Source organism: Mycobacterium kansasii ATCC 12478 (genome assembly GCF_000157895.3).
Taxonomy (GTDB): Bacteria; Actinomycetota; Actinomycetes; order Mycobacteriales; family Mycobacteriaceae; genus Mycobacterium; species Mycobacterium kansasii.
The window spans coordinates 4,087,543-4,099,799 of record NC_022663.1; the positions used below are offsets into that span (position 1 = coordinate 4,087,543).

Consider the following 12,257-nt stretch of genomic DNA (forward strand, 5'->3'; position numbering starts at 1 on the left):
GTCAGCCTTGTCCCAACCGGCGCAAGAACTCTGGGTCGTCGTCGGGTCCGATAACGCGAGTCTTGGGCCGGTTTGTCTGCGACCGTGCCGCACGCCAGCCGATGTAGATCAGCGTCCCCAATACCAGGACGACGAGCAGGTAAAGCACTCGACACCTCCTGAGAGCGAATATACCCGCGCCGTAGGCTCATGCTGTGTCAGCAGCTCCTAACGGCAACAGCGCCGAGAAAACCGCCGGCAGCCGTGGTCTCGTCGACGTAGCGCTCTACGCTACGGCCCGGTTGCTGCTCGCGGTGGTGGTGACCGGGGTGATCTACGGGGTGGCGCGGCTGACCGGTATCGCCGAATTCCCGGTTGTCGTCGCCGCACTGTTCGGTCTGACCATTGCGATGCCGTTGGGTATGTGGATATTCACTCCGCTGCGCCGGCAGGCCACCGCTGCCCTGGCGGTTGCGGGGGAGCGCAGGCGCGCCGAACGCGAACGGCTGCGGGCCCGGCTGCGAGGTGAGGATCCCGACGATCCGAACTCCGACCAGCGTGCCGGCGAAAGCTGAAATCCTGCTTATCCGTTCGGCGCCTTAGGCATTCGGACCACTTGCGCGGCATAGCTGAGGCCGGCGCCGTAACCGATCAGCAACGCCAGGTCGCCCGGCTTGGCGGTCCCGGTCGCCAGCAGTTCGGCCATCGCCAGCGGAATGGACGCCGCCGAGGTGTTCCCGGTGTGCTCGATATCGTTGGCCACCACCGCATCCGGCCGCAGTTGCAGGGTCTTGGCGAGCAGTTCGTTGATCCGGCTGTTGGCTTGATGCGGGATGAACACGTCGATCTCGTCGGGTGAGACCCCCGCTGCGTCCAGCGCCCGCTGACCGACTTTGCCCATCTCGAAAGCCGCCCACCGAAAGACGGCGGTACCTTCCAGGCGCAGGAACGGTCGTGGTCCGATCGGGTTCTCCGCGTGGGTGATCCAGTCGATGTCCTGCCGTATCGCGGTGGCCTGGTCGCCGTCACTGCCCCAGACGGTCGGTCCGATGCCTTGCGTCGGCGTCTGCCCGACCACCACCGCGGCGGCGCCGTCGGCGAAGATGAAGCAGTTGCTCCGGTCCTGCATGTCAACCGTGGGTGACAGTTTCTCGGTGCCGATCACCAGCACCGTTCCCGCGCTGCCGCCCCGGATCATGTCGGCCGCGACCCCGACCGCGTATCCGAATCCGGCGCATCCGGCCGAGATGTCGAATGCCGGAACGTCTTGGGTGCCCAACGCCGCGGCGACGATCGGGGCACACGCCGGGGTCTGCAGAAAGTGGGTGCTGGTGGCGACGATCACGCCGTCGATGTCGCTTCCCCCGAGGCAGGCGCCGTCCATTGCTCGTCGGCTTGCTTCGATCGCCATCGACGCGGCGGATTCCTCGGCGGCGGCGAACCGGCGGGTCTTGATACCGGTTCGGGTGTAGATCCATTCATCGGACGAATCGATGTTCTGGCATATCTCGTCGTTGGTGACCACCCGTGCGGGGCGGTACGCCCCGACGCTGAGCAACCCCACGTTCGTGGTCCCGCTGACTGTGGCGATCTCCGTCATACTCGTCCTCGGTAGCTGTTTTCCACATGTCGAGTGTGCGCCCAGGGTCGCGGCGCGCCAACGGCGCCCGCCCTGAATGCCCGGCCCACGCTCGGCACGCTCACGCGGCCACCGCCAATGCCGCGGCCACCGCGGCGGCCCACACCAGCATCGCCAATCCGGTATCACGCAGCACCGGGATCAGCTCGGGCCCGCGGCGGCCGGATCGCACCGGCGCGGCCGCACGCAGGGCCAGCGGCGTGGCCACCAGGCCCAGCGCACACCACGGCGTCGCGATCGTCAGCAGCAGGGTCAGCGCCCCGGCCGTGACCAGCAGGGCCTGGTAGAGGACTCGAGTGCGGGCATCGCCCAGCCGCACCGCCAAGGTGATCTTGTTGGCCACCGTGTCGGTCGGGATGTCGCGCAGATTGTTGGCCACCAGCACCGACGACGACAGGGCTCCCGTCGCCACGGCCAGCGCCAATCCCACCCAGTCCACCCGCAATGCCTGCGTGTACTGGGTGCCGAGCACGGCGATCAGGCCGAAGAATACGAACACCGCGACCTCGCCGAAACCGGAGTAGCCGTAGGGTTTCGCTCCGCCGGTATAGAGCCAGGCCCCGGCGATGCAGGCGGCGCCGACCGCGATCAGCCACGGCTGGCTCACCAGCGCCAGCACCAGCCCGGCCACCGCGGCGACCGCCAGGCTCACCATCGCCGCGGTCAGCACCGAGCGGGGGGCCGCCAACCGTGAGCCCACCAGCCGCACCGGGCCGGCCCGCTCGTCGTCGGTGCCGCGGATGCCGTCGGAATAGTCGTTGGCGTAGTTGACGCCGACGGTCAGCGCAATGGCGACAACCAGCGCCAGTAGCGCCTTCCACCACACGGCGGCGTGCAGCCAGGCCGCGGCGCCGGTGCCCGCGACGACGGGCGCCACCGCGTTCGGCAGGGTGCGTGGGCGAGCGCCGGCGATCCACTGCGTGAAACTGGCCACGAAGGCATCCTGCCGAAGTCCCGCACCCGCGATCAACTTCCTGGCATAGACAACAATGAGCGGATGCTCGCAGTGATCGGCGGTACCGGCTTCTACAGCTTCTTCGGTCCCGATGCGCGCGCCGTCGAACCGGAAACCCCCTACGGTCGGCCCAGCTGCGCGATCACCATCGGCACCGTCGGAGGCCACGACGTCGCGTTCCTGCCCCGGCACGGCGTCCACCACCAGTATTCGGCGCACACCGTGCCCTACCGGGCCAACATGTGGGCGCTACGTGCCCTCGGGGTGCGCCGGGTGTTCGCCCCGTGCGCCGTGGGTAGCCTGACTTCCCGGCTCGGGCCCGGCGCGGTGGTGGTGCCCGACCAGTTGGTCGATCGCACCCGCGGCCGGGCCGACACCTACTTCGACTCCGGCGGGGTGCACGCCACCTTCGCCGATCCGTACTGTCCGACGCTGCGCGGCGCGGTCACCGGGTTACCCGATGTGGTCGACGGCGGCACGCTGGTGGTGATCCAGGGCCCGCGGTTTTCCACTCGCGCGGAAAGTCAGTGGTTTGCCGCCGCGGGGTTCAACCTGGTCAATATGACCGGATATCCGGAGGCTATCCTCGCTCGTGAGCTCGAATTATGCTATGCGGCAATCGCTTTGGTGACCGACGTCGACGCGGGTGTCGACGTCGGGGAGGGAGTGACAGCGGCCGACGTGTTCGCCAGCTTCGGAGAGAACATCGAGATGCTCAAGGAGCTGGTGCGTGCGGCGATCGGCCGGGTCGCCCCGGAGCGCACCTGCACCCTGTGCCTGCTGCATGCCGGTGTCGAGTTGCCGTTCGAGTTGCCGTGAAGGTGCTGCTGACCGGTGCGGCCGGTTTCATCGGATCCCGGGTGGCCGTCGCGCTGAGCGCCGCCGGCCATGAGGTGGTCGGCGTCGACGCCTTGCTGCCGGCCGCGCACGGCCCCGACGCTCAGTTACCGCCGGGGTGTCACCGAGTGGACGTCCGTGATGGCGACGCCCTGGCGCCGCTGTTGGCCGGGGTGGACCTGGTCTGTCACCAGGCGGCGATGGTGGGTGCCGGGGTGGACGCCGCCGACGCGCCCGAATACGGCGCCCACAACGACCTGGCCACCACGGTGTTACTGGCCCAGATGTTCGCCGCCGGGGTGCGCCGCCTGGTGCTGGCGTCGTCGATGGTGGTCTACGGGCAGGGCCGCTACCACTGCGGCCGGCACGGATTGGTCGACCCGCTGCCGCGGCGGCGGGCCGATCTGGACTCCGGCATCTTCGAGCACCGCTGCCCGGCCTGCGGGGACCCGGTCAGGTGGCGGCTGGTGGACGAAGCCGCCGCGGTGCGGCCGCGCAGCCTGTACGCGGCCAGCAAGGCGGCGCAGGAGCACTACGCGCTGGCGTGGTCGGAGTCGACGGGCGGCTCGGTCGTGGCCCTGCGCTACCACAACGTCTACGGTCCCGGCATGCCGCGCGACACCCCGTATTCCGGGGTGGCGGCGATATTCCGCTCGTCGCTGGAAAAGGGTGAGCCGCCAAGGGTTTTCGAAGACGGCGGTCAGATGCGCGACTTCGTCCACGTCGACGACGTCGCCGCGGCCAACCTGGCCGCCGCGGATCTGACCGCGGCGGACCGCGGCGGGTTCACCGCCGCCAACGTGTGCTCGGGTCGACCGATCTCGATCCTGCAGGTGGCGATCGCGCTGTGCGAGGCCCGGGGCGACTCGACGGCTCCGGTGATCACCGGGCAGTACCGCAGCGGCGATGTGCGCCACATTGTCGCTGATCCGGCGCGCGCCGCCGACGTGCTGGGTTTCCGTGCGGCCGTGGCCCCGGTCGAGGGGCTGCGTGATTTCGCGTTCGCCCCGCTGCGCTGACCGTTACTGCGAGTCGCCTGGCGGACGGTAGATCTTCGGGCGCACGGGCCCGGTCGTCTCGGCTGATCGGAAGATCCGGGGGGACGGCCCCGGCCCGGACAGGACGGTGGTGGGTGCGTCATGGCCCGCCTCCGGCGTCCGGAACTGGGCCGTCTCCGCCTCCGACGGCAGCGCGGGTCGTCCGCCCGGTGGGGTGCGGCGCCGACCGGACCGGGGCCGTCGCGGATGTGGCCGCATTCGCCGCGGTGGGCGCTGCCGCCGCGCGATCAGGACGGCGGCGAGAATGCCCAGGGCCAGGCCGCACAGCGTCACGTCGAAGACGCTGCTGATCTGCTGGGCCAAATTGTTGCCATAGACCGGGTTCGCCGGCGCGCCGGGGGGTGTCGCAAAGCGTGGCGCCAGGACGACGCCAAGGATGACGCGAGAAACGCTGAGCGCGAACAGGAATCCGGACAGCGACGAGATCAGCCGGGCGGGCAGCGCATCGTTTTTCAGGTTGAGTCGAAGCCAGATCGCAAGCACCGCCGTGACCAGGTCGAAGCCCGCCAGCGTCATGGTGTCATAGCGTGAATAGGGGTAATCCAACATCACCGCCGTGCTCAGGTCGGTCAGCCTCATCACCACCGAGCCCAGGCACCACGCGGCGATGAGCAGCAAGCCGTTTCGGGCCGCTGCGCGCCAGACGTCCTTGGCTATCGGCCGGCCGCCCGGGGGTCGCACCAAGGTCAGCGGCGCGAAGATGGCGGCGCCGGCCGCCCACGCCAGGAACCCTTCGTATCCGACGCCGGCCGTCGAGGTGTTCTGTGCGATGCCGTGGAATGCATCGATTTCACGGCCGACCGGCAGGATCCACACGATGACTCCGGCGGCCAGCGCCGAGGCTCCCAGCGCAATCGTGGACAGCCGGTAGCCTTCGGTGCCCTTCAGCATCCACCGGGACGCAACCAGGACCGCGACGAGCGCGACAACGCCATAGACCACCGCCGTGTCGATCACCACGATGTTCTGCTTGCCGAACCCGGAGGCGGCCCCAGCGGGATGCAATGCGTATCGCACCCGCCAGACAAGGTTGAAACCCGCGCTGAGGGCGGCGCCGAACATCGACGCGTAGCCGATGATTCGGGCGGCCAGCAACCAGTTACGGTGCTTGTCATCGTCGGCGATCGCGCCGGTGATCGACGGTTGCGCGCTGAGCACCGCGCCGGCGGTTCCCAGCCAGCCGCCCGGCCCGACACCGCCCGGCACGTTGACGGTGCCACCGAACCGGATCGTTTGGAACGCGTCGTAGACGACGAACGCCAACACCAGCAGCAGATACGGGGTGTTGAGGGCCAGACGCAGCCGGCCTGCCCGGCCGGGTTCGGGTTTACCCAGATGCGGCACGACGGCCGCCGTCAACGACAGCAGCGTCACCAGCAGCAGTACCCCGAACAAGATTCTGCTGCTGCCCGGAATCCGGAAGCCGAAATACAGATTCCACGGGAAGAACAGCGCGCTGACAACCAGCACACTGGAGGCCACGTCCCGGTTGATGTTCCACCTTCGTAGCGAGTCCCGTGGCTGGCCGGGCGGGGCCGGCGGCCGCGCACCCATGATCGGGCCGGTAGGCGTGTCGTCGCTGCTCAGGCTCACGATGCCTCCCTGGGATCGAGATCGGTTGCGGCTGCCTCGGGGTCGGCGCGGTGGCGAGGGAACCCCCTACCGGGCGCTCGGCGTTGTTGGATTGCGAACATATCCTCCATTCGGACGACGCGGCAGGTGGCAGGGTTTCGGGTGTGACCCAGCCCTTCGGAAATCCAGTTACGCTGCGTTTGTCGCCTGAAAAGATGAATACTGCCGACCGTATCGCAGTCTAATGATGCCGGACATTGCTGGCCGTGGGGTCGCCAGCCGAAGGAGACCGTAAATGGACGTCGTTTTGGGGGTCGCGGTCGCGGGTCCGGTCGCGCGGTTGGCGCTTGTCGGGGCGGGTGCCGGGGGCGCCGCCGTGATCGACCAATCCTCGGTCGATGTGGCCGAAGAGCCCATCTCGGTGTTGACCGAGACGGTGGCCGGCACGGACCGATTGCTGGCCGACGAGGGCCACCGGCTGGTCGCCACCCGGCTGTGCTGGCCGGATCACGGCAAAGCCGACGAACTGCGGCAGGCCCTGGTCGATTCCGGGGTCCACGACGTGGACGTGTTGTCGGAGTCCGAGGCTGCCACCGCGCTGTTGGGCGCGAACGGCTCGGACTCGGCTGTGTTGCTGGTCGGCGACCAGACGGCGAGCTTGTCGGTCGCGGGCGCCGGCGACGCGCCGCCGACCCTGCTGGCTGCCGCGCCGGTCGAGGGTGACGCGACGGCGACATTCGACACGCTGATGGCGCGGCTCGACGAGCAGTCGGGCGCTCCCGGTGAGGTTTTGCTGGTGGGTGGCTCCGCCGAGCAGACCTCGGTACTGGCCGACCAGCTCCGGGCCGGCTCGACGATGCGGGTGCAGGTTGCCGACGATCCGACGTTCGCGCTGGCCCGCGGCGCGGCGTTGGTTGCCGGGGCGGCAGCGGGCGCGTCGGGAGCGACGATGGCGCACCCGGCCGTGGCCGCAGACGCGACGACTTTCCTGCCCCCGGCCGCGGCGCCAGCGGGTGAGGCAGCAGATGCCCAGCTGGCGTACTCGGAGGCCGGCGATGACTATGCCGGCGACTATGACGGCTATGACGACTATGACGGCTATGACGACTATGACGGCGAGTACGGCGACTATGGCGACGGCGAGGCAGCCGCCGCAGGCCGCCCGCCGCTCAACGCCCGGTCGTTGCTGATCAGCAATGCCGTAGTGGCCTTCATGATCATCGGGTTCGCCTCGCTGGCGGTGGCGGTGGCGGTCGTTATCCGGCCGACCGCGGCGTCGCAGCCGGTCGAGGGTTACCAGAACGCGCAGCCGGGCAAGTTCATGCCGCTGTTGCCGACGGAACAGCAGGCGCCGGTCCCACCGCCACCTGCCGACAACCCCACCGCAGGCTTCCAGGGAGGTACCGTCCCGGCCGTCCAGGGCGTGGTTCCTCGGCAGCAGACGCCGCCCGCGACGGGCGGGGAGCCGGTTGCACCTGCCCCGGCGCCTCCCGGTGTCGTACCCGCACCCATCCCGATCCCGGTTCCGGTCATCATTCCGCCGTGGCCGGGTTGGTCACCCGGAGTGACGACCCCGCCGACGACCCCGCCCACCACACCGCCGACGACCCCACCCACTACGCCGCCGACGACGCCACCCACCACGCCGCCGACGACGCCACCCACCACGCCGCCGACGACGCCACCCACGACGCCGCCGACGACGCCGGTGACCACGCCACCCACGACGCCGCCGACGACGCCGGTGACCACGCCGCCCACGACGATGGCCCCGGTGACCACGACGGTCGCTCCGACGACCGTTCCCCCGACCACGGTCGCTCCGACGACCGTCGCTCCCCAGCCGACGCAGCAGCCGACCCAGGAGCCGACGCAAGTACCAACCCAACAGGTACCAACCCAACAGGTACCAACCCAACAGCAGACTGTGGCCCCACAGGCGCCGCAGACGGTGGCTCCGGCTCCGCAGCCGCCACTCGGGGGTGGTGGTAGCGGCAGCGGCGGTGGTAGCGGTAGTAGCGGCGGCAGCGGCGGCAGCGGCGGCAGCGGCGGCAGTAGCGGCGGTAGCGGCGGCAGCGGCGGTGGTAGCGGCAGTAGCGGCGGTGGTAGCGGCAGTAGCGGCGGCAGTAGCGGTGGCAGTAGCGGTGGCAGTAGCAGTGGTGGTGGTAGCAGCGGCGGCGGGCACTCCGGCCACTGATCCCGGTCGCGGCTTCGCCTAAGGTCGGAGGGCATGCCCGGCGATGCGGTGACTGTGGTGCTGCCCTGTCTCAACGAGGAAGAGTCGCTACCGGCGGTGCTGGCCGCGATCCCGGCCGGTTATCGGGTGCTGGTGGTGGACAACAACAGCACCGACAACACCGCGGCGGTTGCCGGCCGGCACGGCGCGCAGGTGGTTACCGAGCCGCGGCCCGGTTACGGCGCTGCGGTGCACGCCGGCGTGGAAGCCGCGACAACTCCGATCGTGGCGGTGATCGACGCCGACGGTTCGATGGATGCCGGTGAGTTGCCCCGGCTGGTGGCCGAACTCGAGCGGGGCGCCGATCTGGTGACCGGTCGACGCCGTCCGGTTCGCGGATTGCACTGGCCCTGGGTGGCGCGGGTGGGCACGGTAGTGATGAGCTGGCGACTGCGTACCCGCCACGGCTTGCCGGTGCACGACATCGCGCCCATGCGGGTGGCTCGGCGGGAGGCGCTGCTGCATCTGGGCGTCGCTGATCGACGGTCCGGGTATCCGTTGGAACTGTTGGTCCGCGCGGGGGCAGCCGGCTGGCGCGTGGTTGAACTCGACGTCAGCTACGGTCCCCGGGCTGGCGGCAAATCCAAGGTCAGCGGTTCGTTGCGCGGCAGCATCATCGCGATTCTGGACTTCTGGAAGGTGATCTCGTGAGCGTGCTGCCGGTCACGGTGCTGGTGGTCGCCAAGGCGCCGGAGCCGGGATTCGCCAAGACGCGGCTGGCGGTGGCGGTGGGTGACCGGATCGCCGCCGACATCGCCGCGGCGGCGCTGCTGGACACGCTCGATGCGGTCGCCGCGGCGCCGGTGGCCACGCGCGTGGTGGCGCTCACCGGCAACTTGGACGGGGCGGCCAACGCCGACGACATCCGGCAACGGCTGGAGGCCTTCACGGTCATCGAGCAACGTGGCGACGACTTCGCCGACCGCCTCGTCAATGCACACGCCGACGCCGCAAACGGGTATCCCGTACTGCAAATCGGCATGGATACTCCCCAGGTTTCCGCCGGACTGCTGGGCGGTTGCGCACGACGGTTACTCGCGGCGCCGGCGGTGCTCGGATTGGCAATAGACGGTGGCTGGTGGGTGCTCGGAGTCCACAGCCCCGCTGCGGCCGAGTGCCTGCGCGGCGTCCCGATGTCGCAGCCTGATACCGGTGAACTCACACTGAAGGCTTTGCGCCACAACGGTATTGAGGTAAAAACTGTGACGCCACTGGCCGATCTCGATGTCATTGACGACCTCGCGGTGGTGCGCGACGCGTGCGCCCCGGACAGCCGCTTCGCCCGGGTCACCCGCGCGGCCGGGCTGTGAAGTCGTCCGGGAGGCGGGCGGCACCATCAGGGCGGCGCACCGCACCCGGGGTCACCCACCGTCAGCGGGTTCGGCGGCGCAATACCACCCAGCGCCCGGCGACCCCGACGGCAAACATGCCCAGTCCCGCGGCGACCGATTCCCACGGCAGTGTGACCACCAGGACCAGGCAACCGATCAGCCCGAAGACGCTCAGCGCCCGCAGTCGGCCACGGCCCGCCAGGGTATAGGCGGCCGCGTTGGCGATCGCGTAGTAGATCAACACGCCAAAGGACGAGAAACCGATCGCGCCGCGCAGATCCACGGTGGCCACCAGCACGCACACCGCGACGGCGAGCGCGATCTCGGCGTGATGCGGCACCTGATTGCGCGGATGGACCGCGGCCAGCCAGCGGGGCAGGTCGCGATGACGGGCCATCGCCAGCGCGGTGCGCCCCACCCCGGCGATCAGCGCCAGCAGTGCACCGAGGGAGGCCAGCGCGCCGCCGACGGCCACAACCGGCACCAACGACGCGGCACCGGCGACGCGCAGCGCCTCGGCCAGCGGCGCCGCGGCTCTGGCCAGCCGGTCCGGTCCGGCGGCCGACAGCACCGCCACCCCGACCACCAGATAGGTCGCCACCGTGATCGTCAGCGCCAGGGTGATCGCCTTGGGGATGGCACGGGCCGGGTCGCGGACCTCTTCACCCATCGTGGCGATACGCGCATAACCGGCGAACGCGAAGAACAGCAGTCCCGCCGCCTGCAGCACTCCGTAGGGCGTGACGACGGACCAGCCTTCGATCAGATGGGCGGACCCGGGCCGGGCCGCGGCAATGCCGATCACCACGACGGCGAGCGCAATAAAGGTGCACGCCACCAATATTCGGGCCAGCATCGCCGTCTTGGTGATGCCGCGATAGTTCAGCGCGGCCAGCACCGCCACGGCGGCGACCGCTACGGCTCGCTGCGCCCACCCCGGCCCGCTGACGGTGTAGGAGGCGACGGTCAACGCCATCGCCGCACACGAGGCCGTCTTGCCGATCACGAATCCCCAACCGGCCAGGAAGCCCCACCACGGTCCCAGGCGTTCGCGCCCGTAGATGTAGGTGCCGCCGGAAACCGGATACCGCGCGGCCAGCCGGGCCGAGGCGATCGCGTTGCAATAGGCGACCGCCGCGGCGAGCGCCAGCCCGATCAGCAGCCCCACCCCCGCAGCCCGGGCGGCCGGGCCGAACGCGGCGAACACCCCGGCGCCGATCATCGATCCCAGCCCGATCACCACCGCATCGGTGGTCCCGAGCCGACGCGCCAGTGCCGACTGTTCCATGTATCCGCCTACCAGTTGGTGAAGATGATGCTGTTCAGCAGCAGGGCGCCGGCGGCGTTGACCGCCAGCCACAGCCGGGCCGATCGCTCCGGCAGCAGCGCCGGCGCAGCGGTCAGCCAGATGGTGAACGGCAGCCAGATCCGTTCCGTCTCCGCCTTGCTCAGCATGCTCAGGTCCGCGCACACAATGGCGGCCAGCGCCCCCAGCAGCAGCAGGTGAAACCCGGAGCGGCGGCGTATCGCCTCGCGGTCGAACACCCGGCTGACGCCGGCGACGCTGCCCAGCCCGATCGCACACACCACGCACGCCAGGTTGGCCCAGCTCCAGTACTGAAACGGCCGGTCGTGAGCGATCCCCTGCCAATAGCGTTGCTGTACCAGTGTGTAGCCCTCGAACCAGGAGAATCCCGCCACCGCGAAGGCCACCGCCACCGCTGCCGCGGCCACGACGGCCGGCCCCAACGCCCGCAGGCCCGCCCGCCAGTCCTTCGAAGACACCAGTACCGCCAATGCCGGAAGCCCCATCAGCATCAGGCCGTAGCTGAGGAAGACGCCCCAGCCCAGCAGCAGGCCTGCCCCGGCGGCCACCAGCCCGGGAAACCGCGTCCCGGCGTGCACCGCAACCGCCAGCAGCGCGATACCCCACGCCGCGACGCCGGCGAAATATCCGTCGGCCGACACCGCGACCCAGATCGCGGTAGGCGCCAGAGCGAGAAACGGGGCGGCGCGGCGGGCGGTGTGCTCGCCGGCCAGCGCGCGGACGGCGACCACAACCGCCGCTGCGGCGCTCGAACCGACCAGCAGGCACAGCAGCCCGGCCCAGGCGCCCCCGTGCAGGCCGAGCCGATCCAGCCACACAAACGTCAGCAGCGCGCCCGGCGGATGCCCGGAGACATGGGTGGTCCAGGAGTTCGGCTGGAAGTCGACAATCCGGCTGGCGAAGGTGCGCACCGTGGCCGGGATGTCTCTGATTCCCGGCACCTCCGACAAATACTCGTCCTTGGTGGTCAATCGGCCGGCGAAGCCTTGCTGCCAGCCGTCGATCATCGCCAGTGAGAACGCCCAGGCGCAGCTGGTGGCCCAGCTGCCCAGGGTCAGTAGCCGCCACGAAAGTCGTTGCGTCACAACCGGACCCCATGCCACGACGGCCAGCGCGATCACGATCGCGGCCCACGTCCCCCAGCTGGCGTGAACATCCCAGTAACCGAAGATCGGCGCGGCGCCGGCGCGGGAGGCGAAACGCTCCAGGCCGATATCGCGGCGGGGTTTGACCCCGAGGTTCATCCGCGGCAGCACGAAGGCCGCTGCCACCAGGACGACCCCAACCGCGACGGCTGATGTTTCCCGGCGGGCGATCCTCACG

At 69.9% G+C, this 12,257-nt stretch carries 12 protein-coding genes; 6 read left to right on the forward strand and 6 right to left on the reverse strand.

Annotated elements, in window-relative coordinates; translation table 11 throughout:
- Position 1 precedes the first annotated feature (1 nt).
- Positions 2-148 carry a hypothetical protein gene (locus MKAN_RS30605; protein WP_023370552.1) on the reverse strand — a complete coding sequence of 49 codons (147 nt, stop codon included), beginning with the start codon at positions 146-148 and terminating at the stop codon, positions 2-4.
- A 46-nt stretch (positions 149-194) separates the two neighbouring features.
- Here MKAN_RS30605 and MKAN_RS17835 point away from each other — a divergent pair, with 46 nt between their 5' ends.
- Entirely contained in the window at positions 195-554 is a 360-nt protein-coding gene (locus MKAN_RS17835; protein ID WP_023370554.1) for a DUF4229 domain-containing protein, read from the forward strand.
- Between the two features lie 8 nt (positions 555-562).
- Here MKAN_RS17835 and fabH read toward each other — a convergent pair whose 3' ends face one another.
- Both fabH and MKAN_RS17845 read right to left on the reverse strand, forming a co-directional pair.
- Positions 563-1,579: a beta-ketoacyl-ACP synthase III gene (fabH, locus tag MKAN_RS17840; RefSeq protein WP_023370557.1), complete on the reverse strand. Its 1,017-nt coding sequence runs from the start codon at positions 1,577-1,579 to the stop codon at positions 563-565.
- A 100-nt stretch (positions 1,580-1,679) separates the two neighbouring features.
- Positions 1,680-2,552, reverse strand: a complete 873-nt coding sequence (locus MKAN_RS17845; protein ID WP_036395299.1) for a 1,4-dihydroxy-2-naphthoate polyprenyltransferase — start codon at positions 2,550-2,552, stop codon at positions 1,680-1,682.
- 63 nt (positions 2,553-2,615) lie between these two features.
- Between MKAN_RS17845 and MKAN_RS17850 the strand changes: the two genes are divergently transcribed.
- Both MKAN_RS17850 and MKAN_RS17855 read left to right on the forward strand, forming a co-directional pair.
- Entirely contained in the window at positions 2,616-3,392 is a 777-nt protein-coding gene (locus MKAN_RS17850) for an S-methyl-5'-thioadenosine phosphorylase (RefSeq protein WP_023370561.1), read from the forward strand.
- Positions 3,389-4,429 carry an NAD-dependent epimerase/dehydratase family protein gene (locus MKAN_RS17855; protein ID WP_023370563.1) on the forward strand — a complete coding sequence of 347 codons (1,041 nt, stop codon included), beginning with the start codon at positions 3,389-3,391 and terminating at the stop codon, positions 4,427-4,429. The genes MKAN_RS17850 and MKAN_RS17855 overlap by 4 nt, the downstream gene beginning before the upstream one ends.
- Before the next feature lie 3 nt (positions 4,430-4,432).
- Here the strand turns inward: MKAN_RS17855 and MKAN_RS17860 are convergent, their stop codons facing one another.
- A complete protein-coding gene (locus MKAN_RS17860; RefSeq protein WP_099185056.1) occupies positions 4,433-6,022 on the reverse strand; it encodes a DUF7937 domain-containing protein in 1,590 nt (529 codons plus the stop codon).
- A 313-nt stretch (positions 6,023-6,335) separates the two neighbouring features.
- On the opposite strand from MKAN_RS17860, the gene MKAN_RS28835 reads away from it, so the two are divergent.
- The 3 genes from MKAN_RS28835 to MKAN_RS17885 are packed head-to-tail and all read left to right on the forward strand — an operon-like array spanning position 6,336 to position 9,586.
- A complete protein-coding gene (locus tag MKAN_RS28835; RefSeq protein WP_023370567.1) occupies positions 6,336-8,237 on the forward strand; it encodes a DUF7159 family protein in 1,902 nt (633 codons plus the stop codon).
- Between the two features lie 33 nt (positions 8,238-8,270).
- Complete coding sequence (locus MKAN_RS17880) at positions 8,271-8,927, forward strand: glycosyltransferase family 2 protein (RefSeq protein WP_023370569.1); 657 nt, start codon at positions 8,271-8,273, stop codon at positions 8,925-8,927.
- Complete coding sequence (locus MKAN_RS17885; RefSeq protein WP_023370571.1) at positions 8,924-9,586, forward strand: TIGR04282 family arsenosugar biosynthesis glycosyltransferase; 663 nt, start codon at positions 8,924-8,926, stop codon at positions 9,584-9,586. Before MKAN_RS17880 ends, MKAN_RS17885 begins: the two co-directional genes overlap by 4 nt.
- 61 nt (positions 9,587-9,647) lie before the next feature.
- Here the strand turns inward: MKAN_RS17885 and MKAN_RS17890 are convergent, their stop codons facing one another.
- The gene (locus MKAN_RS17890; RefSeq protein WP_023370573.1) at positions 9,648-10,895 is read right to left on the reverse strand and encodes an APC family permease; all 1,248 of its coding nucleotides are present in this window, start codon (positions 10,893-10,895) and stop codon (positions 9,648-9,650) included.
- Between the two features lie 8 nt (positions 10,896-10,903).
- Positions 10,904-12,256, reverse strand: coding sequence for a hypothetical protein (locus MKAN_RS17895; protein WP_023370575.1), 1,353 nt, complete (start codon positions 12,254-12,256; stop codon positions 10,904-10,906).
- Position 12,257: the final 1 nt, after the last annotated feature.